Genomic DNA, 25,245 nt, shown 5'->3' with positions numbered 1-25,245 from the left:
GAGGAGGAGCTTGGAAACATGCTGATCGAGACCGGCCATTTCGCGCTCGTCCTTGCCTTGGCCCTATCGTTCTTTCAGGCGATAATGCCGCTGGCCGGCGCGCTGCGAAACGATGAACGCGTGATGGCGACGGCAGCGCCGACGGCGTTGTCGGTCTTTGCACTGATCGCGCTATCCTTTGGCGTTCTGGCTTCCGCCTATTATCAGTCTGACTTCTCGGTAGTGAACGTCTTTGAAAACTCTCATTCGCAGCAGCCAGCCCTTTACCGTATCACCGGAACGTGGGGTAACCACGAGGGCTCGATGCTGCTTTGGGTTGCCATTCTGGCGCTGTTCACCGCGCTCGTGGCGGCTTTCGGACGGAGCCTGCCTCTGCGTCTGAAGACGCTGGTCCTTGCGGTTCAAGGGTGGATCTCCAGCGCGTTTCTGTTGTTCATTCTGCTGACATCCAATCCCTTCGCCCGCCTGTCGCCAGCGCCTATGGAAGGCCGCGATCTCAATCCGATTCTTCAGGATATCGGTTTGGCTATCCATCCGCCGCTTCTCTATCTTGGCTATGTCGGCTTTTCGGTGGCTTTCTCCTTCGCAATCGCGGCGCTGATCGACGGGCGAATGGAAGCGGCCTGGGCTCGCTGGGTTCGGCCCTGGACACTTCTGGCTTGGACGTTCCTGACGGCCGGCATCGCGATGGGCTCTTACTGGGCCTATTACGAGCTGGGCTGGGGCGGCTGGTGGTTCTGGGATCCGGTTGAGAACGCTTCCTTCATGCCATGGTTGTCCGGCACAGCGCTTTTGCACTCCGCAATCGTCATGGAAAAACGAGACGCGCTGAAAATATGGACACTTCTTCTGGCGATTATAACCTTCTCGCTCTCATTGCTCGGCACTTTCCTCGTCCGTTCTGGCATTCTCACCTCGGTTCATTCCTTCGCCTCGGACCCGACGCGCGGCCTTTTCATTCTGGCTATTCTGGTTTTCTTCATTGGCGGAGCGCTTCTGCTATTCGCACTGCGCGCCACCAGTCTGAAAACGGGTGGTCTCTTCGCGCCAATCAGCCGCGAAGGCGCGCTGGTGTTGAACAATCTCTTTCTGGCGTCAGCCACCGCGACCGTTCTTGTCGGCACCCTCTATCCTCTGGTGGTCGAGGCGATTGGAGGGCAGAAAATTTCTGTCGGTGCGCCCTTCTTCAACCTGACATTCGGTCCTCTGATGATACCGCTTCTGGTCGCTGTTCCGTTCGGCCCGCTTCTGGCGTGGAAGCGAGGCGATTGGTCCGCCGTTGCGATGCGGCTGGTTTGGGCTTTTGGCTTTTCAATTCTCGCAGTGGCCGTCAGTCTAATCCTTGTCGATCCAACCGCTGTTTTCGCGGCGCTCGGAATCGGTCTCGCCGCATGGCTCGTGGCTGGCGCATTGACCGATCTCGCCACCAAGTCTGGCGTGGGGCGTGTCGCGCTGCCTGTTGCGGCTCGGCGACTCGTCGGTCTGCCGCGCAGCATGTTCGGCACGGCCCTCGGTCATAGCGGATTGGGGTTGACGGTCCTTGGCATCGTCGCCGTCAGCGCATTTGCAGATGAGCGTATCGTGACCATGAAACCCGGCGACAGCCTCGACATCGCCGGTTACAGGGTGACATTCGACACGATAATTCCCGAACGCGGCCCGAATTTCGTTGCCGATCGCGCGCAGTTCGATCTTGCGACGGTCGAAGGAAAATCGCTCGGCAATATAAGTTCGGCCAAGCGCATATACACCGCCCGTCAGATGCCCACCACGGAAGCGGGCATCCGTACCTTTGCCTTCTCGCAAGTCTATCTGTCGCTTGGTGACCTCTCGGAAGGTGGCGGCGCGGTGGTTCGCGTCTGGCATAAACCGCTTGTAACGTTGATCTGGCTGGGCGCGCTGGTGATGATGATCGGCGGTTTTGTTTCACTTTCCGACCGTCGATTGCGTGTCGGGGCGCCGCAGGCGCCGAAATCCCGCCTGCGCCGGCCTGCAACGGAGGCGGTTGGGTGAGAGCTGCCTTCGTCTTCCTACTTCTGACCCTGGGGCTCACTTTTGCGTGGCTCCCGGCTCATGCGGTGCAGCCCGATGAGATGCTGGACGATCCAGCGCTGGAGGAGCGGGCGCGCGATATTTCGGCAGGGCTGCGATGTCTTGTCTGCCAAAATCAGTCGATCGACGATTCCGACGCCTCTATCGCCCGTGACCTGCGAATACTTGTTCGTGAACGGATCGAGGCGGGTGAGACAGACGAACAGGTCGTTGATTATATCGTCTCGCGATACGGACAGTTCGTTCTGCTGAAGCCGGTCTTCTCACCGACCACACTTCTTCTTTGGGCAACGCCGCTTTTGGTTCTCCTCGGCGGAGGAGCTTATCTCTTTCTTCGCCGTCGCGGCGACAGCAGCCGAACGGTTGCAACGCCCGGCGCCCAGAAATTATCGGCGGAAGAAGAGGACCGTTTGAGCGAGGCTCTCGCCGACGACTGGTTCGAACGATAGCGTCTGGGCGACGACCTCGCCTTACGAAGTTTTCACCTCATGGAAAGTGCCTTGTAAGGCGAAGCGCTTTAGATCGTTGCTCTATCAACGCGGCGAGTCTCATCGCCATAGCGAAGAGGAAAACGATACATGGCGCATCAGCCTAATAATTCTATCCGCCGCCGGCTTATGGCCGCAGCTGGCGCGATTGCCATTCTCGGCGGTGGAGCCGCCGGCCTTTCGACCTACCAGTCTGCGCCGGCGCTTGCCGAGCAGGTCACAGTGCCGCGCACCGAACAGTCGACCGCGATCAACGGCTTTGCCGATGTTGTCGAGCGTGTCTCGCCAGCCGTGGTGTCGGTGCGGGTGAAATCGAATCGTCAGATGACCTCAGGCGGTCCGGATGGCGGGTTCAACTTCCAGTTCCGTGGCATGCCCGGCTTCGAACAACTTCCGGAAGATCATCCTTTCCGCCGCTTCTTCCGTGAATTCGGCGGCGAAGGCGACAATGCGCGCCCTGACCGCCAGCGACGCGCGGAGCGCAATCGCCCGCGTCGCGAGCGTCCGAGCGGCCAGGGCTCGGGCTTCTTCATCTCCGAGGACGGTTATGTGGTGACCAACAATCATGTGGTCGAAAACGCTTCGTCCTACACGGTGGTGCTGAACGATGGCACCGAAATGGATGGCCAGCTTGTCGGCACCGATCCGCGCACCGATCTGGCGGTTCTGAAGGTCGATACCGAAGGCCGCAAGGTGAAATACGCCACCTTCGCCGACGATTCGGCCGTTCGTGTCGGCGACTGGGTTCTGGCGATTGGCAACCCGTTCGGTCTCGGTGGGTCCGTTACGGCTGGCATCGTCTCGGCGCGTGGACGCGATATCGGCGCCGGGCCTTACGATGATTTCATTCAGATCGATGCGCCGGTCAATCGCGGCAACTCCGGTGGTCCGGCCTTCAACACGGCCGGTCAGGTGATCGGCATCAACACCGCGATCTTTTCGCCTTCGGGCGGCAATGTCGGTATCGCGTTCGCGATCCCTTCTTCCTCGGCTGAGCGGATCGTCAATGATCTGATCGATGACGGTTCGATCGAACGCGGCTGGTTGGGCGTACAGATCGCGCCGGTCTCGGACGATATCGCAGAAGCTGTCGGCCTTGAGGTTGCCGAGGGCGCACTTGTTCAGCAGCCGACGGATAACAGCCCCGGTGCGAAAGCCGGCATCGAAGCAGGCGACATCATCGTTGCGGTGAATGGCGAGAAGGTCGAAGGTCCGCGCGAATTGTCACGGACAATCGCCGGTTTCGAGCCCGAAAGCGAGATCGATGTTTCGGTCTTCCGTAATGGCGATACCAAGGACGTGAAGGTCAAGCTTGGCCTTATGCCCAAGCCGGATCGCATGGCGATGGCGCCAGGCGACGATAGCGGCGAAGAGAGCGCAGTTGAGCCGGAGACCTCTTCACTCGACGATCTCGGCTTGACGGTCACGCCATCGGAAGACGGCGAAGGCGTCGTCATCACCGATGTCGAGCCGGGATCGGATGCGGAAGAGAAAGGTCTGTCTGCTGGCGACATCATCATGAAGGTCAACGGCCAGACAGTTAGCAAAGCCGATGACGTCGCCGAGGCGACCGACAAGGCCATGAAGGACGGTCGCAAGGCTGTGCTGATGCAGATCAGGACAAACGACGCACAGCGCTTCGTGGCGATCCCGGTCTCGCGCGGCTAGACGAAAGAACGCCCAATCGCTCATCGATCCGTTTCCAGTCCCCTGAACTGGATCGAGTGGGCGAGCGGGGTGGGGGCGCTTTCCATTTTCCTCTTGCGGAACAGCGTTCTTATGGCGGCGGTGGGTTGAAAGACCTGCCGCCGCTGCATCATCTGCCCTACGTTCAGGGTGACGAATCGACGGATTGAGACGAATGAAGCTGCTTATCATCGAAGACGACCGGGAATCAGCCGACTATCTTGAGAAGGCCTTTTCCGAATCTGGCCATACCGCCCATGTCGCACGCGACGGCGAAAGCGGTTTTGCTTTGGCCGAGACGAGCGACTACGACGTTCTGGTTGTCGATCGGATGCTGCCTCGACGCGACGGTCTTTCGGTGGTTTCCGGACTGCGGGCGAAAGGCATTCACACGCCGGTCCTGATCCTCTCCGCACTGGGTGAAGTCGACGACCGTGTGACAGGCTTGCGCGCCGGCGGCGACGATTATCTGACCAAGCCCTATGCGTTCTCCGAACTTCTTGCTCGTGTTGAAGTGTTGTCGCGACGCCCGCGCGGACCTGAGGTGGAGACGATGCTACGGGTCGGCGATCTGGAACTCGACCGGCTGTCTCATACCGTCAAGCGCGCCGGCCAGACCATCCTGCTGCAGCCGCGTGAATACAAGCTGCTGGATTATCTCGTTCGTCATGCCGGTCAGGTCGTGACCCGAACGATGCTTCTGGAGAATGTCTGGGAATATCACTTCGATCCCCAGACCAACGTGATCGACGTGCATATTTCGCGCCTGCGCAGTAAGATCGAGCGCGATTTCGATACGCCCATCCTGCATACCGTGCGCGGCGTCGGTTACATGCTGAAAGGATAATCGTCATGGCGGTGCGCCTTCCCGCCATGTTGCGATCGACGGCGACACGGCTTTCGGCTCTCTTCGTTCTGCTTTTCATGGCTTGCGCTATGGTGCTGGTCTTTTACATGACCGCCCTGTCGGCGCGAATGATGGCGAGCCAGACCCGCGCGACCATCGACGAGGAAGTGGCCGAACTCGCCGATGTCTATCGGCGCGGCGGTCTGCCGCGACTTATCCGGACGCTCGATCGCCGGTCACGTCAGCCTGGCGCCTATCTTTATCTGGTGGCGGGACAGGATGGCCGAATCCTGACCGGAAACGTAGAGGCGCTCGATCCCGATTTGCTGGACCGTGAAGGCTGGACCAGGAAGCCCTTCGCTTATTTGCGTTACGGCGACAGCCAGGCGATCCGCTCGGGCGAACTCAATCTGCGTGCCTTGTTGGAAGGCGATGATGCCCATCACGCCATGGCGCAGGTCTTCATGCTGCCGAACGGTATGGCCATGCTGGTCGGGCGCGATCTCGGAGAGCCGGAACGACTGCGCGACATTACGCGTCAGGCCATCGTCATGGCCCTCGCCATTATGGGACTGGGCTCCCTCCTGATCTGGTACTTCGTTGGACGCCGTGGGTTGCGACGGGTCGAAAAGGTCTCGGTCGCCACCGACAGGATCATGGCTGGCGATCTATCGCAACGGCTGCCGGTCACATCGGCGGGAGATGAGTTTGACCAGCTTTCCAGCGGTATCAACATCATGCTGGGCCGCATTGGCGAGCTGAATGAAGGGCTGAAACATGTCGCCGACAACATCGCGCATGATCTGAAGACGCCGCTGACGCGGATTCGCAACCGCGCCGAGGCGGCCCTCGCAAACCATGACGATCCTGAAGCGACCCGTCTGGCGCTGGAGCAGACCATTGCTGAATCCGACCAACTGATCCGCACGTTTGCTGCCATCTTGCGCATCAGCCGGCTGGAAGCGGGTAATTCCATCGATGATCGTACGGCCGTCAATCTGACGGAAATCGCTGCCGATGTCTGCGAACTTTACGAACCTGCGGCGGACGAGGCTGGCGGGACGCTGAGTTGCGATGTCGGCCAGGAACCTTTGATGGTTCGCGCCAATCGTGAGCTGATCGGCCAGGCCATCGCCAATCTGGTCGAGAACGCGCTTCGCCATGGCGTACCTGAAGAAGGACCTATCGCCATCGACATCCGGCTTGAGAAGGAAGAAGGCAAGGCGGTGCTGACCGTTGCCGATAACGGGCCTGGCGTCCCCGCCGCCGAACGCAATCGCGTGACCGAACGCTTTGTGCGGCTGGAGGAAAGCCGCACGCGACCGGGCTCAGGATTGGGCCTTTCTCTCGTCAAGGCGGTGGCGCAGTTTCACGAGGGTCGGCTGGTTCTGGAGGATAACGCTCCGGGCCTCGCTGCCCGGTTGTGTCTGCCGATCCAGGCCGAGATGAAGAAACCTGTCAATAAATCCGGCTAGACCCAGACGCTTCAGGTCTCTATCGCCGGGCGCTATGCTGGATTGAGGGAGGATCGGTATGGCGGGACAGAACACCAAGGGGACGCAAGGGCAGCAGATCGATTCGCTCTTTGTGTCATCCATTCCGCCAGTGCTGGACGAAAAGCGTTCCGACGAGTGGCTGAACGATCTGTCGAAGGCGGCCACCGCTGACGATTTGAGGAAATTCTGCTCTCTGATTGCCGACGATGATGCCGCTGGCGACTTTTTTCGTGGGGTAATGGATCTGTCGCCCTTTTTGCGCTCTGCGCTTCTTCGGTGTCCGGCGATCGCGGCTCGGCTCTTCGAAAATGGGCTGGATGCCACGGTAACCGAAGAGATCCTTGCGATTGAGACGTTTGGCGATAATGACGAGCTTACCGAAAAAGCGTTTGGCGCAGCGCTTCGCCGCCACAAGCTGAATGCCCATATCGCCATCGCAATAGCTGACATCGCAGCGGGCGGCGCTGCGGAGGTTTCGGTTGAGCATCTGACCCGTCTGGCGGAGACGGTTTTGCAAGTGACGGCGCGTTATCTGTGTCGCGATCTGGCGGGACAGGGTTTCCTGTCTCCTGCGGACCCAGAAAAACCAGAAGCCGATAGCGGACTCATCATTCTTGGTATGGGCAAGCTAGGCGGCCGCGAGCTCAATTTCTCATCGGATATCGATCTGATCATTTTCTTCGAGCCGGAAGCCCGTGGCGTGACGCGACGCGAGGGGCTGGCTGAAGCGGTGGTCAAGCAGGTCAGGCGGATGGTGCGCCTCCTTTCCGACCGGACGGCCGATGGCTATGTCTTCCGCACCGATCTGCGGCTTCGGCCCGATCCGGGAGCCACGCCGCTGGCGATCCCGGTTGCAGCGGGTCTGCAATATTATGAATCGCGCGGCCAGAACTGGGAGCGCGCCGCGATGATCAAGGCGCGCGCCGTGGCAGGCGATATCGATGCCGGACTTGCTTTTCTAAAAGAGTTGCGACCGTTCGTTTGGCGCCGCTATCTCGATTTTGCGGCCATTGCCGATATCCGCGCCATCAAGCGCCAGATCGCCTCGCACAAAGGTGGCACGGAGATTGTCGTTGCCGGCCATAACGTGAAGTTGGGACGGGGCGGCATCCGCGAAGTCGAGTTTTTTGTCCAGACCCAGCAATTGATCGCCGGTGGGCGGGTGGAAGATTTGCGCGGGCGTTCCACGACCGCCATGCTTCGAGAATTGGCTTCGCATGGATGGATCGCTGAACAGATCCGCGACGAACTGATCGCGGATTACTGGTTTCTCCGCGATGTCGAACACGCCATCCAGATGATCGCGGACGAGCAAACGCACAGCCTGCCGCGTGATGATGAAGAATTGGCGAGAGTGGTCCACCTTCTCGGTTTCGATAGCCGGGAAAGCTTTTCGGAGCGCTTTCTGGCGACGCTCGGAAGGGTCGATACGCATTTCGCCGCGCTCTTTGCCGAGGACAGCGATGAGGAAGGCGACCTTGCAGACCATCTTGTTTTCACCGGCGATCAGGACGATCCGGGCACGCTTGAGCGTCTGAGCGAACTCGGCTTCAAGCGACCCGCTGACATCTCGCGCATCGTGCGCGCTTGGCACACGGGACGCTACCGCGCGCTCCGCGCGACATCTGCCCGTCAGATGCTGACGACGATCCAGCCCAACCTGTTTCGTGCGCTCGCTGCGAGCGGACGGCCCGATGAAACCCTCATGTATCTGGATGAAATGCTGGCCGGACTTCCGGCAGGATTGCCGCTCTTCTCCGTTCTTTCAGGCAATCCGCAGATTTTGTCGCTATTGACCACCATTCTGGCGACCGCGCCGCGCATGGCGACGACCATTGCAAAGCGGCCACATGTGTTCGATGGCCTGGTCGACCGTGACCGCCTGGCGCTCGTGCCCAATCGCGAAAGTCTTGCCGAGCGCCTCGATCCCTTCTTGGCGCAGTCACGCGATCACGAAGATAGGTTGGACCGATTGCGGATATTCGCGGTCGAGCAACGCTTCATGATCTCGGCGCGCCTTCTGACAGGTGCGATCGATGCGACCGAAGCCGGTGAGTGCTTCACCACGCTTGCCGACCTTTTGATGGCCCGTACTCTCGATGCTGTCCGCGATGTGTTCGTCGAAAAACACGGCGAGGTGCCCGGTGGTCGCGTGGCTATCCTCGGCATGGGCCGCCTTGGCAGCCATGAGATGAGCGCTGGCTCCGATCTCGACATCATTTTTCTGTACGATCACGCCGAAGGGGCGGCGCAGTCAGACGGTCAGCGGCCCCTCGACGCGCCAACATGGTTCACCCGCCTTTCTCAGCGTCTCGTCGCCGCCGTCTCTGCACCGACGGCGGAGGGCGTATTGTACGAAATGGATCTGCGCCTGCGTCCGTCCGGCAATCAGGGGCCGCTCGCAACGTCTCTCAAGGCCTTTCGGTCCTACCAGCAGACTGGCGCAGCCATTTGGGAAAAGATGGCATTGTCACGCGGACGCGTCGTCTATGGCGATAATGGAATGGCTGACGAGATCGATGCGATCATAAAGCACAGTCTGGACGGGGTCGGCGAGCCGTCCACTGTTCGCGAGGAAGCGGGCAGGATGCGGCTTCGCATCAGTGAAGCCAAGCCGCCGCAAAGCCCTTTCGACGTGAAGCTGGCCTCTGGCGGCCTGATCGATCTCGAATTCATAGCTCAGATTGCCAAACTTACTAAATCGTTGGATTCTTATAGTTTCTCCATAGTAGGCACTCGCCCTATTCTCGCCGCGCTATCCCCCACCTATGTGAGCAATGCAGAACGCGACGCACTCGTCGGCGCCTATGATCTGATGACGATGCTTCTTCAGATCCTTCGGATTTGTCTCGACCGGGACTTCGATCCGCAGACGGCGCCGCAAGGGTTCGTCGAACTGCTCTGCAGGCGGACGGATGCTCCGGACCTTGGGGTCCTCGGTTCGCAACTGCAGGAGGCCCGGACGGCGGTGCGGATGATCTTCGACCGCCTGACGGGAATTCACCGCGAGGACGAGACGGGAGGCTCCGTTTCGTCCCCGTCATAAAGGAAGGGGACGAAATGACTGGAGAAACGAAATGTCGAAGAAACTGAAACTCGCCGCTGGCTTCATCGGTCTCGCTACTATCGCCACGACGCTAAGCCCCGCTCTGGCCGAATCCGGCTATCACGGCAAACGCCACGGCATGCGTGACGGCGGCCCTCGCGCCAACCTCGAAGAACGTTTCAAAGCTGCGGATACCGACGACGACGGCAGTGTGACGTTTGAGGAGTTCGCCGCCGCGATGGAAGGCCCTCTTGCCAATGCGGATGGGGACAGCGACGGAACCATCACAGTTGAAGAAGCGGTCGCAGCCATTCAGAAGCGGCAGGAAGAGCGGATGCGTCAGCGTGCCGAACGCATCATCAACCGTTTCGACTCCGACAATGATGGCACTTTGACCGTTGAAGAGTTGAATGCCAGCCGTGAGCGCCTTTTCGCGCGTCTCGATCGCGACAATGACGGCAAGCTCGAAGCCGGTGAGATGCCGCGTCGTGGTCATCATCGCGGTGAACGCGGCGGCCGTCGCGGAGACCATGGTATGCGAGGGGGTGAACAAATGAAGCGCCCGCCGATGGGCGAGAACGGCCCGGCTGATCGGCCCGAGCAGCCGCCCGCGCCCAAGCCGGCAGAATAAGCTTCACCGAACGATATGAAGAAGAGGCCCGTGCGAAAGCGCGGGCCTTATTGTCGAAAGTGAAAACCCTCGAGCAAATGCATCGCGCAGGCTGGAAACAGGCGCGGTTAAGAGAACAGCTCGAAACTCAGTGAACCGTCCTGGCCTGTCCGGGCAACCGGACCCCGACTGCGGTGCCGATGCCTGGCCGCGATAACATACGCAGTGAACCGCCATGCATTTCGGCAAGGGAGCGCGAAATCGCAAGCCCAAGTCCCGAGCCGATATGGCTCTTGCTGAACTGGTTCTGTACCTGTTCGAATGGCCTTCCAAGACGCCGCATCGCTTCCCGTTCGATACCGCAGCCATTATCGATGATCGTCAACAGCACTTCATCCGCCACCTGCCTTGCGTGCAGAACGATCCGCCCGCCTTCATCGGTGAATTTCACCGCGTTGCTGAGCAGGTTCAGTACGATCTGCTTAACCGCGCGACGGTCGACTTCGACGGTTATATCATCGGCGATGCGTAATTCGATCCCAATCGATTTGCCCTCTGCCTGGACGGCGATCATCTGGTAGGTCTCGTCGATGACCGGGCTGAGATCGACGCTTTCTTTTTCGAGTTCGAAGCGGCCAGCCTCGATCTTGCTCATATCCAGAATGTCGTTGATGACATTGAGTAAGTGCGTACCGGAGCGGTGAATGTCGTCGGCATATTCGACATAGCGATCCGATCCGAGCGGGCCGAACATGCGTGCCGTCATGATTTCGGAGAAGCCGATAATCGCATTCAGCGGCGTACGCAGTTCGTGGCTCATATTGGCGAGGAATTCGCTTTTGGCCTGGTTGGCCTGCTCCGCGCGCTCTTTCTCGACGACATAGCGCTGGTTCAATTCGGTGAGCTCGCGGGACCGTTCCTCTTCAGCGCGCCGCGCCTGCGACAACTCGGCAATCGTTGCCATTAGCCGGTGTTCGGAGCGGACGAGCCGTTCCTGCTGCGTTTTGAGCTGGGTGATGTCGGTGCCCACTGACACCGTTCCGCCATCGGCGGTGCGCATTTCGTTGACCTGCACCCAGCGGCCATCGGCCAGTTCGCGTTCGTAATTGATCGCGCCGCCCGTGCCGGCCTTCCGGGTTTGGGACGTGACTGACGTCATGGCGGCCTCGATTTCGGCGCGGGGCGTGCCTTCCTTTAGAAGATCGACCGGCAGACCGGTGTGGTCGCGATAGCGTGTGTTGTTCAGGACCAGGCGGTCCGAACCGTCCCAGAGCACAAAGCTTTCTGTAATGGTTTCGATGGCCGTGCGAAGATAACGGTCGGTTTCGGCATGGAGTTCTTCCAACTCGTGCTGTTCGGTGCTGTCGACAGCGATACCGATCAGGTGGACACCGCCATCCTCGCAGCCGGGAAGCGCTTGCGCACGGGCGCGCATCCGAATCCAGTAGCCTTTGGCGTGGCGCATCCGGAAAATTTCGTCGATCTGACGCGTTTCGCCGGCGACAATGCGCTGAGCCAGCGCGAAAAGGTCGATGTCGGCCGGATGGATGATGGATTGCACATCGCCGAAGGAGAGCATTCGATCAGCGCTTTCATAGCCGAGCAGTTCGAACATGGAGCGCGACCAGTACATCAGGCCCCGCGCCACATCCCAGTCCCACAGACCGCACCGCCCGCGCTTCAGGGCTAGGTCGACGCGCTGATGCGTTTCCACATAAAGACGGTCCGCTTCCTTGGCGCGGGTGGCCTGTCCGAAATAGGCGTAGAGGATGAACAGCAACAGGCCGGCGGTACATACGAACAATGTGGCGTTGGTCGAGACCGTCCGCTTGAAATTGGCCATGAGGACATCGCGCTCGATGAGCGCCAGAACTGAGCCCTCGGCAGGTGTGTCGCCAATGAAGGATAGGGCTGCCAGTGCATCGCGGCCACGATACGTAACGGGCTGAATGCCGGCGCTCTTGCCGAATAGCCGAAGCGGTTGTGCACCAGTAACGAGGTCTTCGAGGGGACGGCCATCGAACGATTCCGGGATCGAAGGCTGACCGGAGACGATCCTTGCATCGCCGTCCAGATGGATAACGCGCCCTCCGCGTGTGGAGAGGATATTTCCTATGGCGGAAGCGGCATCTGTCTCGTAGGTGGCCAGCGCGCGGTCGGGGCCATCTCGCCGAAGGTCCAGCGCCGTCAAATCGGCCGATAGCCGCAGCGTCGTGCCCGCGTTGTCTTCCAGGTTCTGGTACTGGTCGTAGAGGTTATAGCCTCGTATCGAGGCGACGATCGCCAGAAAAACGATGCAGAGTACGGGAATGATGCGACGGAAAAAGACTTCCAACTTAAGAAGTCGGTCATAGTCCGGCGGGGTAGCGAAGAGCCTCGCATCGCCCCTCGTTCGCGACCCGGTTTTTTCTTTCCCGCCGCGGGGCGTGAATCCCCATAAGCCAGTCGCGCGCAGCGCGTCCGCCATCGCCATCATACGGCTCCGCCTTGCCGTTCAGTCCCTCGTCGATCCGGCTCCGCCTGAGTGCCGAATCACCCCATTAGAATCACCGGCGACTCAGCTGTCCAGTGCAAAAATTCTGTTTTTATTGCCGAGTTGAAGTCTATTTGAGAACAAAAGGGGTTCATGCAGATTAGAGAGCGGCCTACGAAAGTGTTCGGTCTATAATGTCACGGACATCCAGTGGAAGGTCCGGTTTATTCCGTAGGCTTTGAAGCACTTCATATGCTGCTGCGCGTCTCGTTGTCTCCAAACCTTTCCAGGAGCGAAAATGTGTGGCCAAACGCGCGCCCAATTGCGGGTTTTGAGGCGCGACACGGGCAATGACATCGGCCAGAATACGGTAGCCCGAGCCGTCGGGGCGATGGAAACCAGAGGGGTTGGCGCCGGCAAAGCTGGCGATAAGGGCGCGCACCCGGTTCGGATTGGTCTCCACATAGTTGGGATGCTCCATCGCCTCGAGGATTCTCGTCGGGGCATCACCTCCCGGCACGCGCGCGATCATGCCGAGCAGCTTGTCCATAACCAGAGGATCGTCTCCATGACGCGCCTCGAACGCGGCGCGCGCGGCTTTGGCTTCTGTGCTCTGCGGCCTGCGCAGGATAAGATTTTCCAGTGCGCCGGCCTCTTCCGTCATATTGTCGGCTCGGTCGAATAGGTCTTTTCCGCGGGCGGCGCCTCCTTCGGCAACCGTCAGATAGTCCAGAAGGACGAGTTTGAGGGCGCGCCGACCAGCCGACAGGGCATCGGGCGAATAAGGCTCATTGGTCCCGAGCGCGCCGTAAATTTCGGCAAAATCGCTCGCATGGCTCTCAGCGATGGCGGACAATAGCGCCTCACGCGCATCGTGAATGGCGTCCGGGTCGACGTTCAGCCCCGCCTCCCGCCCAAGGGTAGCCTCGCCGGGCAGCGTCAATGTCAGAGCGCGCCACGCAGCGTCCTGCCCCTCATCGCACGCCACTTCGCCATAAAGGGCGATGAGGGCGTCGGCTGAACCGGCCAGTTCCCTGCCGCCCGACTGGCGATAGGACGCCAGTATCGTATCTGTTGCCAGCCGGTCCAGCGCCTGCCAGCGCGTGTAGAGATCGTCTTCATGCCGGGCCAGAAAAATTCGATCCGCTTCCGGCTGCCCGATATCCAGCGTAACGGGTGCCGAGAAGCCGCGCAGCAAGGAGACGACAGGCTGTTCGTCGATCCCATCGAAGACGACCTCGCTACGCTGTTCCGTCAGATGGATGATGCCGTCCTGCACGAGGTCGCTCTGTTTAGAGACGGAAAAGTGAGCGCCATCGGGCCGAAAGAGAGCGAAGGCGATGGGAATATGCATCGGCTTCTTATCGGTTTGATCGGGCGTTGGCGGCACGAACTGGTCGAGCGTCAGAACCAGGCGCTCATTGTCCTTGTCGTATTGAGTTTCCGCCGTAATTTGAGGCGTCCCCGCCTGATGATACCAGAGGGCGAACTGAGCAAGGGAGCGGCCTGAAGCTTCCTCGAAACAGGCGAGAAAATCTTCGATGGTGGCTGCGTCGCCATCGTGCCGGCCAAAGTAACGGTCCATCCCGACGCGAAAGGCGCTATCGCCGATCACCATGCGGAGCATGCGAATGACCTCGGAGCCTTTTTCGTAAACGGTCGCCGTGTAGAAATTGTTGATTTCACGATAGGCGGTCGGCCGCACGGGATGAGCCAGCGGCCCTCCGTCTTCAGGGAATTGCGCCGATTTCAGAGTGCGGACTTCCGCAATGCGCCGGACCGCCCGGCTGCGCATATCCGCCGAAAATTCATGGTCGCGATAAACCGTCAAACCTTCTTTCAGGCAAAGCTGAAACCAGTCGCGGCAGGTGATGCGATTGCCTGTCCAGTTGTGGAAATATTCGTGCGCGATGATGGTCTCGATATTGGCGTAGTCGGTGTCCGTCGCGGTTCGGAAATCGGCCAGAATGTATTTGTCGTTGAAGATGTTGAGGCCCTTGTTCTCCATCGCGCCCATATTGAAGTCGGAGACGGCGACAATGTTGAAGACGTCCAGATCGTATTCGCGTCCAAAGACCTCTTCGTCCCATTTCATTGAGCGTTTAAGGCTTTCGATGGCCCAGCCCGTTCGGCTTTCCTTTCCACGTTCGACATAGACCCCGAGTTCGACCTCGCGCCCGCTCATGGTGGTGAAGCGATCGAATGCGCCGACAATGTCGCCGGCGACGAGCGCGAACAGATAGGAGGGTTTGGGCCAGGGATCGTGCCATTCGGCGAAATGCCAGCCATCGGGAAGTTCGCCCGCTTCACCCGGATTGCCATTCGATAGCAGAACCGGCGCCTCCGAGCTCAGTGCTTCGATCCGCACAGTATAGACACTCAGAACGTCAGGTCGGTCGGGGAAATAGGTGATTCGCCGAAAGCCTTCCGCTTCGCATTGCGTGCAATAAACTCCATTTGAGCGATAAAGTCCCGACAGCGCCAGATTGGCTTCCGGGTCGATGGCGGTCTCGATCTCGAGTGTGAACGGCTCATGCGGGACACCGGCGATCCGCAACTCCTCCGGTGTCGTGGTGGCGTCCACCGGCAAGCCGTTCAGCGTCAGGCTCAGAAGCTCGATCCCGTCGCCATCGAAGACCAGTTCGGTACCTGGGACAGTGCCGAGATTGAGTTGAACGCTAAGAGCGGCTTTCACAATCGTCCGGCGGGGATAAAGCCGAAATGTCAGCGAAACCGCGGACACGAGATAGGATGGCGGCGCATATTCCGACAGTCTGATCGTTGTGCCGACTTCGCTTCTCATTTTCGTCCCCTATCTGTCCTGCGGGTTGCGGTTTTCGCATGTCGAAAGCGCGGGTGGCGATTTGCAGGCTTCGATTTGGATCGTCTAGCGCAAGAGCCAAAACGATCCAACGGGTTATGTCCGTGTTGTCTGTCGGGGGCAATGGCAAGTGATAAAGGGTGATAGATGAGCGTAGCACCACCGAAATTCGGTCTCGGTCAGTCGGTGAAGCGGGTCGAAGACGATCTGCTTTTGACAGGGCAGGGCAGATATACCGATGATGAGAAGCGGCCCGGACTTCTCCACGCCGTTATGTTGCGCTCACCCGTAGCCTGCGGATCGTTCTCGCTGGGCGATCTGTCGGAAGCGCGGGCGGCGCCGGGTGTCAAGCTGATCCTGACCGCGGACGATATTGGTCATCTCAAGCCCTTGAAGACCGGGTTTCGCCCAAGACAACCGGACGGGAGCAAACCGGAAGGCCGCTCGATTCCGATCCTCGCCAGGGATGAGACCGGCTATATGGGCGATGCGCTCGCCTTCATCGTCGCCGAGACGCGCGATCAGGCCGCGGATGCTCTGGAACTGATCCCCCTCACTTTCGAGGGTGGCGAAGCCGTCGTCGATATCGAAACTGTCGCCGATGGCAACGGTCCTCTCGTCGGCCGCGACCTTTCAAGCAATATCGCTTACCGGCAAGAGATCGGTGACGAGGATGCGACCGCGAAAGCTTTCGATGGTGCGCACCACGTCACGACTGTGAGCTTCTGGAACAACAGGCTGGTCGCAAATTACATGGAGGCGCGCAGCGCACTCGGCGAATATGTCGACGGTCGCTACCATCTGACCGCCGGTACGCAGGGCGTTCACAATAGCCGTTCGCAAGTCTCGACCAGCCTTGGTGTCGATGAAAGTGAAGTACAGGTCCGCACCTATGATGTCGGCGGCGGCTTCGGGCCGAAGGCCTTTGCCTATCGCGAGGACGTTCTGGTTTGTGAAGCGGCCAGGCGCTTGGGCGCGCCTGTCAAATGGACCGCTGACCGTACCGATCACTTCCTGACGGATGCGCAGGGCCGCGACAATTTCGTCACCGCCTCCATGGCAATGGACGAGAATGGCCGGTTTATCGGCCTGAAAATCGACCTGATCGCCAATATGGGCGCATATACATCACGCAATGCTATGCTTGTGCCGTATCTTGGCGCTTCGATGGCGACCGGCCTTTATGACATCGGCGCGCTGCACATGGCGATTACGGGCGTTTACACCCATACCGCGCCGGTCGATGCCTATCGCGGCGCCGGACGTCCGGAGGCGGCGTTGCTCATCGAAAAGTTAGTCGATGTCTGCGCCAGGGAACTGGGTCTGACGCAGGATGATATACGCCGACGGAACTTCATTCAGGAATTCCCCTACACGACACTGACCGGCCGAAATTACGACGTGGGCGAGCCGGAGGGGCATATGGATGCCGCTATGACGGCAGCCGATTGGAGAGGTTTCGATGATCGTCTGAAAGAGAGCGGAAATGCCGGTCGGCTGCGGGGTATCGGCATGGCGACCTATATCGAGGCGTGCGCCTTTGCCGGCTCCGAACCAGCAGATCTGCGATTGAAGCCCAATGGCCGGCTCCTGCTGAAAATCGGTACACAGAGCAACGGGCAGGGTCATAAGACCGCCTATGCACAATTCATCGCCGATCTGTTCAGCCTGCCGGTCGACCGCATTGACGTGGAGCAGGGCGATAGCGATGCGCTGCCGTCGGGTGGCGGCACTGGCGGCTCTCGTTCGATTCCCATCGGCGGTGTATCTGTTCGGCGCGCCGGCGAGGTGCTGGAGAAGAACCTGCGCCAGATCGCATCGGACGAACTGGAGGCCGACGCCGCCGATCTGGAATTTTTCGATGGAGGCATCCGCGTTGCCGGCACCGACCGGATGCTGAGCCTTGCCCATCTGGCGGCGAAGGCCACGGACGACAAACAGTTGGCGGTCATTGAGGAGGTCAAGCAGGACGAGGCGACCTATCCGAACGGTACGCATATTTGCGAGGTCGAAATCGATCCGGAGACCGGCAAAACCGTTATCATGAACTATGTCGTGACTGACGATTTCGGGGTGGCCGTCAATCCACTCCTGCTGGAAGGGCAGGTTATGGGCGGGATTGCCCAGGGTATCGGTCAGGCTCTTCTGGAGGCATCGGTCTATTCGCCGGAAGGCCAGCTTATCTCGGCCAGCTTCATGGACTATGCGATGCCGCGCGCCGACAACATTCCCGGAATCGACTTCAATCTGCGGAACGTTCCATCGACGACCAACGCACTCGGCATCAAGGGCGCGGGCGAGGCTGGATCGATCGGTGCGACGCCCGCCGTTCTCAACGCCGTGGTCGATGCGCTCCACCGCGCTTACGGCATCACTCACATCGAAATGCCGACAACACCGCTGCGGGTGTGGGAAACAATCCGGGCAGCAAGCCATTGAAGACATCCGCATCACAAAACGACAGACCGACCGTCGCCGCGGACGGCACCGGTGGCGGCGGTGCCGGCGGGCGTTCGGAACTGGCGCCCTTCTCTCCAGAACCGCAGCCGCTTAAGGGGATCGGGCTCAAGCTTCTGTCCGTCAGCACACTGTTCGGCATGATCAGTTGCATAAAGGCGGCAGGAGATATGCCGACGGGCCAGCTCGTCTTCTTCCGCTCGTTCTTCGCTGTACCATTCGTATTGGGTTGGCTGGCAACGCGCGGTCATCTGCGCGGCGCATGGCGTACGGGCCGGCCCATCGGCCATATCGTACGAGGTCTCTTCGGCGTCGCCGCGATGGCCTGCAATTTCTACGCGCTGACCCTTCTTCCACTGCCGGACGCGACGGCGCTGTTTTATGCAAATCCGCTATTCGTCACCATCATATCGGCAGTCTTTCTTGGCGAGATGGTTCGGCTATTTCGCTGGGGGGCAGTCATCGTCGGGCTGATCGGCGTGGTCATCATATCCTGGCCACAGATTACACTGACGGAAGGCTTTGGCGGCGCGCAGGGAACAGGTGTCATGTTCGCGTTGCTGGGCGCTTTCTTCGCCGCATGGGCGATGGTCATGGTCCGCAAGCTCGTGAACACCGAGGACTCCGCGACCATCGTGCTTTGGTTCAGCATGGTGGCAAGTGCCGCGGCCCTCGCTACCCTGCCTTTCGGCTGGCGGGCGCCAACGATGCAGGAGTGGATTTTGCTTCTCAGTAGCGGTGCGTTGGGCGGCCTCGGCCAAATCCTGCTCACACAGAGCTATCGCTACGCAAGTCTCGCCACTATCGCCCCGTTCGAATACACATCCATGCTGCTGGCAATCGTGATCGGATTTGCGATCTTCAATGAAATCCCGACGATCTACACGATAGCAGGCAGCGCGGTTATCATAGCCGCCGGCCTTCTGATCATTTGGCGTGAGCATAAGCTCGGTCTCGAGAGGCGTCGCGCCAAGAAATTGAGTCCGCCAAGCTGACAGTAAAGGTCAGGCCGTAAAGCCGTTGCCGACGGATCTTTCAGCGGTATCGCCTGCCTGAACGGCGTCGTCCTGGCGAGGATCGAGTTCGTAAACCTGCTGCGTCTGAAACGGCGTAACCGGCACGGCCTGGAAGTCGTCGCGCTCGTCCGGTGCGATGGCCTGGCGTTGCGTGGTGCGCCAATACGCGTAGGCGCCGTAGATCAGAAAGATCATGCCCAGGGAAACGAACAGGCCGACCGGGCCGATGATCCCGAACAACTGCCCGCCAATGACCGGCCCGACCATCGTTCCGATGCCGTAAGTGATTAGCAGGCTACCGGAGACCTGAACAAATTCGTCGGGATTGGCGTAGTCGTTCGTATGAGCGACGGCGATTGAATAGCTTGGAAAAAGCGCCATGCCGATCATCAGTGTCCCGATCGTGTTGAAAAGCGCCGTTTCTGGAGCGCTCAGCGACAGGACAAGACACACGCATGCGCCGACGCCGCCTATCATCGCCATGACATAGCGACGGTCGATTTTGTCGGACAGACGGCCAAAGGGGAACTGCGCCAACATACCGCCGACCATGGCTGCCGAGACCAGTGTTGCCGTAGCGATGGAGGAAAGGCCGATTTTCTGGCCGTAAAGCGGAGCGAAATAATTCCAGACGCCGAAAAGAAAGCCGGAAAGGAAAGCGCCGATAAAGCCGACCGGCGAGCGGGCGAAAAGCCCCTTGAGATCCAGATGAACGGTCTCCGGCGGCGCGGGGGAAGGGGAGATCGAAAGGGTCATCGGCAAAAGCGCGGCGCCAAACAACAGCGCCGTAAGCTGGAAGAGACGACCGTCACCGAGTTCGAACAGCGTATAGGCGTATTGGCCGGCCGTCAGGCCGGTCATCGTGACCATCAGATAGGCGGACAGGACGAAGCCGCGATTTGCTGCATCCGCTTTCTCATTGAGCCAGCTTTCCAGCACCATGTAACTGCCAGCAGCGGCGAGGCCTGCGATAATGCGAAAGAGCGCCCACGCCCATGGCGTCACGATCAGGCCGTGAAGCATGATGGAAGCCGCCAGAAGAGTCTGGATCGCTGCAAAGGTGCGGATATGGCCGACGCGTCGGATTTGAAGCGGCATGAGAAAACATGCTGCCGTGAAGGCGATGGCCTGCGTCATGCCGATAAGGCCGATTGTGCCCGCACCCCAGCCTTCCGCGCCTGCTCTCAGCGGGATGATGAGGTTGGTCAGACCGATGGCCGCGAACATGAGGAACGCGCTGAGAAAAAGAGACAGAAAGGGTACAAGCAGTCGGATCGTCATGGCGCGCCTTTCCATCGGCAGAACGGCGGAATTTAGGCGGGGAATCGTCTCTCAGCTATTTTCCGCAAGCCGCGCTTTAACGGCCAGAAGATCGCTCCAAGTCAATCTCTTTTGCGCAGGGTTCTTCATCAGATAATGCGGGTGGAAGGTCGGGCGGATCGCGGTGGACCCGATCGCGCCGTCATTGCTGGGCAGGTCGAGATTATGCCACCGGCCGCGTTCTTTCAGAAAATTGCTCTGTTGGCCGGTAACACTCTTGAGCGCCGTCTGACCGAACGTCAAAACGACCTCTGGCTGGCAGAGCGCGATCTGGCGAAGAAGAAACGGACGCAACAGCGACTGCTGTTCTTCGGTGGGGATGTCGCCTGGAGGGCGCCACGGACAGCTTGCCGCAATGCGCGTATCCGAGCGGCTGCGGCCGATCGCCGCCAGCATCATGTCGACCATCCTTCCGCCCGGCCCGCTCCATAGCTGCTCACCGGAAACATCCTGCCGCTCCGGGCAATCGGCCAGAATGAAGAGCTCAGACCTGGCGGGGCCCGACCCGAAAACCATCGTCGGAATGGTGTTAGCCAGATCAATGCCGTTCCAGCGGATGAGCGCTTCCTGCAGCGTTTCGATACTGTCGGCCTGCCGCGCAATCTCTGTGGCTTCGGCGATAAGTGCGGGAAGGTTGTCACCGTTCAAAGAATGAGATGAGAGATCGCGCTGCTCGAAAGGCGTCGCGCTGGAGCCCGGCCTCTGTTCCGGGGGCCGGCCAACCTTCGCAGCGGAAGACTCAAGAGCTGCAGGTTCCGGTAATGCCAACCTGTTGACAGGGTGATCGTCGAGCGGAGTGTCGACGCCCGCATCGCGATAGAATTCCAGAATGCCTGCCAGATCGTTCATGCCCTATCTAGAAAGCCAGACGGCTTCTGCGCAAGTCGCTTGCGAGCACGAAGAAAAGGACCGCTGACGGCCAAGCGCGACGTGGCGATCCATCCCAACTTGAAAATGCTGAAATGATACGGTTCAGCGCACACAGCAATGCGGTTGAAAAGGCATTTATTTACTTTTACGTAAACGTTATTATTAATCGGAAGGTTGACTGGATTGCACCGTCCGGTGTCATACCTTGGTAGAAGATAATTCGAAGACCATGCGTCTGCGTGGCAGCAAGGGGAGAGGTCATTGAGCGAAGTTGAGCGCGAGAGTATGGAGTTCGACGTGGTGGTCGTCGGAGCGGGGCCGGCAGGACTGGCAGCGGCCATACGGTTGAAGCAAAGAGATGAAAATCTCTCCGTCGTCGTTCTGGAAAAAGGATCGGAAGTCGGCGCGCATATTCTGTCCGGCGCCGTTATGGATCCTTCCGGACTGGATGAACTTATTCCAGACTGGCGCGACGATCCCGACTGTCCGATCAAAACCGAAGTGACGGCCGATCATTTTCTCGTGCTCGGTCATTCCGGCTCCATCCGACTGCCGAATTTCATGATGCCGCCTCTGATGAACAATCATGGCAACTACATCGTATCGCTTGGCGATGTCTGCCGATGGCTTGGCGCGCGTGCGGAGGCGCTAGGCGTCGAAATCTATCCCGGCTTCGCCGCCGCCAATCTCGTCTATGGCGAAAACGGCGAGGTGAGGGGCGTTGTTACCGGCGATATGGGTGTAACCCGCGAGGGTGAAGAGGGCGCGAACTTCATGCCCGGCATGGAACTCCTCGGCAAATACACGCTCATCGGTGAAGGGGTGCGTGGTAATCTCGCCAAGCAGCTGATCGATAAATTCGCGCTTTCCGACAATCGCGAGCCGCAAAAATTCGGCATCGGGCTGAAGGAGGTCTGGGAGGTCAAACCGGAAAACTTCAAGAGCGGACTCGTGCAGCACTCCTTCGGCTGGCCGCTCGACATGAAAACCGGAGGCGGATCGTTTCTCTATCATTTCGATGACAACAAGGTGGCTGTCGGTTTCGTGGTCCACCTTAACTATGAAAACCCCTACATCGCGCCGTTTCAGGAATTTCAGCGCTTCAAGACGCATCCCAGCGTCGCTCCGGTTTTCGATGGCGCCAAGCGCCTTTCCTATGGCGCGCGTGCGATCACCGAGGGCGGCTATCAGTCGGTTCCCAAACTGACGTTTCCGGGTGGCGCGTTGATTGGCTGCTCGGCTGGTTTCGTAAATGTGCCGCGCATCAAGGGCATTCATAACGCGATGTATTCCGGTCTGCTTTCGGCGAATGCCGCCGCCGACGCGCTTGCCGAAGGCCGGGCGTATGACGAGTTGAGCACCGTGGAAGCTGCCTGGCGGGACGGACCGATCGGTAAGGATCTGAAAAGGGTGCGCAACGTCAAGCCGCTCTGGAGCCGGTTCGGCACTGTGCTGGGCGTCGGGCTCGGAGGGCTGGATATGTGGCTTAATCAGATCTTCGGCCTTTCGCTTTTCGGCACGATGAGCCACGAGAAAACCGATGCGAATGCGACGAAGAAAGCAAAGAACTTCAAACCGATTGCTTATCCGAAACCCGATGGGACATTGACCTTCGATCGTCTGTCCTCGGTTTTTCTGTCCAACACCAATCACGAAGAGGATCAGCCGATCCATCTGCAGGTGAAGGATATGAGCCTTCAGGAGCGCAGCGAATTGCATGAATATGCGGGACCGTCGACACGCTACTGTCCCGCTGGCGTCTATGAATGGGTCGACAGCGAAGGCAACGCCATCCCGCCGGAGAAGATGCTGGAGGTCGAGGACGCGACTTACGTTATCAACGCGCAGAACTGCGTGCACTGCAAGACCTGCGACATCAAAGACCCGAACCAGAACATCAACTGGGTGCCACCACAGGGGGGTGAAGGGCCAGTCTATCAGAGCACGTGAATGTGTTGCACGAGAAGAGCCGGCTTTCAGAAAGCGTAACCATGGTGGGCCACACGGGCCTTTAGCGCTGGACGGCAAGCAGTCGGCATGATTCAATGGCGGGCGTCATCGGAAGATCGGGTCCGTCATGCCGTTCTGGAAATCTGCCGCTGCGATCGCTCTTATGTCAGCCGCGTTGGTGCTGCCAAGGCCGGCCAGCGCCGATGTGCATCTATCCGAGACCACGCGATACTACATTGTGAAGGGCGAGACCGGTCGCGACGTCGTGCGTGACATGGCGCGGCGCGGCCCGCGTAGCGGGTTTCTCGCCCGCGATATTGCGCAGACCTGGTATAGCCCCAGAAATGAAGGCGACCTCGTTATGCAGGACGGCATTTGCCGGGTACGCGATCCAGGTGTTCGCCTCCATATACGCTATACCTATCCGCGTTTGAGCGAACGGGCCGACCCGCAGCTTCAACATCGCTGGACGGCGTTCATCGCCGGTGTACAGAAGCATGAAGGGCAGCACGCCGCGCTTGCCGTGGACATGGCCCGTAAAATGGACGACCTGCTCAGCCGGTTTGCGATGCGAACGCGGGATCGCCATTGCGGCAAGGCGAAGCGCGAATTGGCTCGCCGCATGGACGCGATCTGGAAAGAGTACGATGTCCGCCAGAACGCCTTCGATAAGGTCGAGCACCGGCGCGGCGGCGAAGTCGATAAGCTGGTCAGGGCGTTGACGCGATAGATTTCTCGCGCAGACGTTTGTTATCGCTCAGGCCCGAGGCAGATGGTGGGCTGGATTTCATATACGCACGGAAGGTAGGCGCCGGCTCCGAGGCTGTAGGCTGGGCGAACGCTTTCGGCCGCCAGGATGGATAGTCCCATGCCGAACCCTGCGGATATGAGACATATGGCGATGAAGCGGCGGACGATCATGACATTGCCCAAGGATTGTCTGTTTAACATGGGCCAATCATCGCATTTCGGCACTGAACTTATGCTGATATTGCCGTTCAGCTACGGTTCAAAATCATTGACAAGATATTGATGCACGCACCGGCGGCGCAGGCATGTCAAAACGAAGAGGGCGGTGACGAGAGGCCACCGCCTTTGAATTTCGTGAACGTCAGAGCCAAGGGCGTCAGTGCGCCATCAGCACCGGAACGGTAATCTGGTCGATGATGGAGCGCGTCGCGCCACCGAACACCATCTCCCGCCATCTCGTATGCCCGTAAGCGCCCATAGCAATCATATCTGCCCCGATATCGGCAGCAGTGTTCAACAGCTCATTGCCGATGGTCTTCGAGGTCAGCTTGCGTGACATGGCTTCGACCTTGAGACCGTCTCGTGCGAGCGTCCGCGCGAGCGTGTCGCCCGGCACGAAGCCATGCGTGGCGTCCTCTTGGCCCGCATCGATCGCGACAACCGTTATGCGGCCCTCCGGCTTGATCAGCGGCAACACATCGAAGGCGGCGCGTGCGGCTTCCCGAGTGCCGTTCCACGCGATCATCACATGCGATCCGACGTCGGTCGCCGACGTCGCCTCCGGCACCACGAGAACCGGCCGGCCGGCATCGAGGGCAAGAACCTCTGGCGGAATAGCGACGTTCACCTTGCCCTTCTGAAGAGCGATGACCAGATCGTAATTGCGGGCCAGTCGGGCGAGCTTGGCGCCGATACCGTTGGGACCGGCCGTGGCATGGGTGAGATTTCCCCGCAAGGCTTCTGAAGAGAGGGCTTTGGAAAGGTCCTGATCGACCTGTTTCGTCCGCTTCTCGATGTCGCTTTCGTAGCGGGCGCGCACTTCGTCGTAATACGCATCGCTCAAGGCAAACGGTTCGATTGGCGCAACGCCCTCGAATGCTGGCGAGACATGAGCGCCTATGATGCGGCCGGGCAGGCGCTTGGCCAGAGGCGCGGCAACTTTCATCAGTGGGCCGAGGGCCTCCGGGCATGTAAGATCAAGCATCATCGTTGTCATAAGGGACATCCTCCTTGGGTTTCTTCCCGAGGATGGACTGTCAAAGAGGCCAGCACCTTGATCCGCGTCAACACTGGTCTGGATTGATGTAATCCTTTGGACGCATACGGCCGGACCATCGCTGGCCCGGCCGTATATTATTATCGA

16 protein-coding genes are annotated in these 25,245 nt (G+C 59.5%); 11 read left to right on the top strand and 5 right to left on the bottom strand.

The window, feature by feature from the left end; genetic code table 11:
* The first annotated feature begins 18 nt into the window (after window positions 1-18).
* The 7 genes from NIM86_RS01660 (at window position 19) to NIM86_RS01630 (ending at window position 10,246) form a co-directional block, all read left to right on the top strand.
* Window positions 19-2,013: a heme lyase CcmF/NrfE family subunit gene (locus NIM86_RS01660; protein WP_253378620.1), complete on the top strand. Its 1,995-nt coding sequence runs from the start codon at window positions 19-21 to the stop codon at window positions 2,011-2,013.
* Window positions 2,010-2,501 carry a cytochrome c-type biogenesis protein CcmH gene (locus NIM86_RS01655; protein WP_253378619.1) on the top strand — a complete coding sequence of 164 codons (492 nt, stop codon included), beginning with the start codon at window positions 2,010-2,012 and terminating at the stop codon, window positions 2,499-2,501. Before NIM86_RS01660 ends, NIM86_RS01655 begins: the two co-directional genes overlap by 4 nt.
* A gap of 129 nt (window positions 2,502-2,630) precedes the next feature.
* A complete protein-coding gene (locus NIM86_RS01650) occupies window positions 2,631-4,208 on the top strand; it encodes a Do family serine endopeptidase (protein ID WP_253378618.1) in 1,578 nt (525 codons plus the stop codon).
* Window positions 4,209-4,401: 193 nt separating this feature from the next.
* Window positions 4,402-5,073: a response regulator transcription factor gene (locus NIM86_RS01645; protein WP_253378617.1), complete on the top strand. Its 672-nt coding sequence runs from the start codon at window positions 4,402-4,404 to the stop codon at window positions 5,071-5,073.
* A gap of 5 nt (window positions 5,074-5,078) precedes the next feature.
* The gene (locus NIM86_RS01640) at window positions 5,079-6,548 is read left to right on the top strand and encodes a cell wall metabolism sensor histidine kinase WalK (RefSeq protein ID WP_253378616.1); all 1,470 of its coding nucleotides are present in this window, start codon (window positions 5,079-5,081) and stop codon (window positions 6,546-6,548) included.
* Window positions 6,549-6,606: 58 nt separating this feature from the next.
* On the top strand, window positions 6,607-9,615 hold the full coding sequence (locus NIM86_RS01635; RefSeq protein ID WP_253378615.1) for a bifunctional [glutamine synthetase] adenylyltransferase/[glutamine synthetase]-adenylyl-L-tyrosine phosphorylase: 3,009 nt from the start codon (window positions 6,607-6,609) through the stop codon (window positions 9,613-9,615).
* A 31-nt stretch (window positions 9,616-9,646) separates the two neighbouring features.
* Window positions 9,647-10,246, top strand: coding sequence for an EF-hand domain-containing protein (locus tag NIM86_RS01630; RefSeq protein ID WP_253378614.1), 600 nt, complete (start codon window positions 9,647-9,649; stop codon window positions 10,244-10,246).
* A gap of 127 nt (window positions 10,247-10,373) precedes the next feature.
* Here NIM86_RS01630 and NIM86_RS01625 read toward each other — a convergent pair whose 3' ends face one another.
* Window positions 10,374-12,698: a PAS domain-containing sensor histidine kinase gene (locus tag NIM86_RS01625; RefSeq protein ID WP_371872843.1), complete on the bottom strand. Its 2,325-nt coding sequence runs from the start codon at window positions 12,696-12,698 to the stop codon at window positions 10,374-10,376.
* A gap of 172 nt (window positions 12,699-12,870) precedes the next feature.
* Complete coding sequence (gene pepN, locus NIM86_RS01620) at window positions 12,871-15,501, bottom strand: aminopeptidase N (RefSeq protein WP_253378612.1); 2,631 nt, start codon at window positions 15,499-15,501, stop codon at window positions 12,871-12,873.
* A gap of 165 nt (window positions 15,502-15,666) precedes the next feature.
* On the opposite strand from pepN, the gene NIM86_RS01615 reads away from it, so the two are divergent.
* Both NIM86_RS01615 and NIM86_RS01610 read left to right on the top strand, forming a co-directional pair.
* Entirely contained in the window at window positions 15,667-17,958 is a 2,292-nt protein-coding gene (locus NIM86_RS01615; protein ID WP_253378611.1) for a xanthine dehydrogenase family protein molybdopterin-binding subunit, read from the top strand.
* An 80-nt stretch (window positions 17,959-18,038) separates the two neighbouring features.
* Window positions 18,039-18,971: a DMT family transporter gene (locus NIM86_RS01610; RefSeq protein WP_253380647.1), complete on the top strand. Its 933-nt coding sequence runs from the start codon at window positions 18,039-18,041 to the stop codon at window positions 18,969-18,971.
* 9 nt (window positions 18,972-18,980) lie between these two features.
* Here the strand turns inward: NIM86_RS01610 and NIM86_RS01605 are convergent, their stop codons facing one another.
* Together NIM86_RS01605 and NIM86_RS01600 are read right to left on the bottom strand one after the other, a co-directional pair.
* Window positions 18,981-20,273, bottom strand: a complete 1,293-nt coding sequence (locus tag NIM86_RS01605; protein WP_253378610.1) for an MFS transporter — start codon at window positions 20,271-20,273, stop codon at window positions 18,981-18,983.
* 51 nt (window positions 20,274-20,324) lie between these two features.
* Complete coding sequence (locus NIM86_RS01600; protein WP_253378609.1) at window positions 20,325-21,161, bottom strand: uracil-DNA glycosylase; 837 nt, start codon at window positions 21,159-21,161, stop codon at window positions 20,325-20,327.
* A 282-nt stretch (window positions 21,162-21,443) separates the two neighbouring features.
* Between NIM86_RS01600 and NIM86_RS01595 the strand changes: the two genes are divergently transcribed.
* Both NIM86_RS01595 and NIM86_RS01590 read left to right on the top strand, forming a co-directional pair.
* Window positions 21,444-23,132 carry an electron transfer flavoprotein-ubiquinone oxidoreductase gene (locus NIM86_RS01595; RefSeq protein ID WP_253378608.1) on the top strand — a complete coding sequence of 563 codons (1,689 nt, stop codon included), beginning with the start codon at window positions 21,444-21,446 and terminating at the stop codon, window positions 23,130-23,132.
* Window positions 23,133-23,259: 127 nt separating this feature from the next.
* Window positions 23,260-23,862: a DUF922 domain-containing protein gene (locus tag NIM86_RS01590; RefSeq protein ID WP_253378606.1), complete on the top strand. Its 603-nt coding sequence runs from the start codon at window positions 23,260-23,262 to the stop codon at window positions 23,860-23,862.
* 396 nt (window positions 23,863-24,258) lie between these two features.
* Here the strand turns inward: NIM86_RS01590 and NIM86_RS01585 are convergent, their stop codons facing one another.
* A complete protein-coding gene (locus NIM86_RS01585) occupies window positions 24,259-25,098 on the bottom strand; it encodes a universal stress protein (protein ID WP_253378604.1) in 840 nt (279 codons plus the stop codon).
* Window positions 25,099-25,245 lie beyond the last annotated feature (147 nt).

Source organism: Notoacmeibacter sp. MSK16QG-6 (genome assembly GCF_024158145.1).
In the GTDB taxonomy this organism is placed as follows: Bacteria; Pseudomonadota; Alphaproteobacteria; order Rhizobiales; family Rhizobiaceae; genus Notoacmeibacter.
This window is presented reverse-complemented; position numbering and strand designations above follow the sequence as displayed.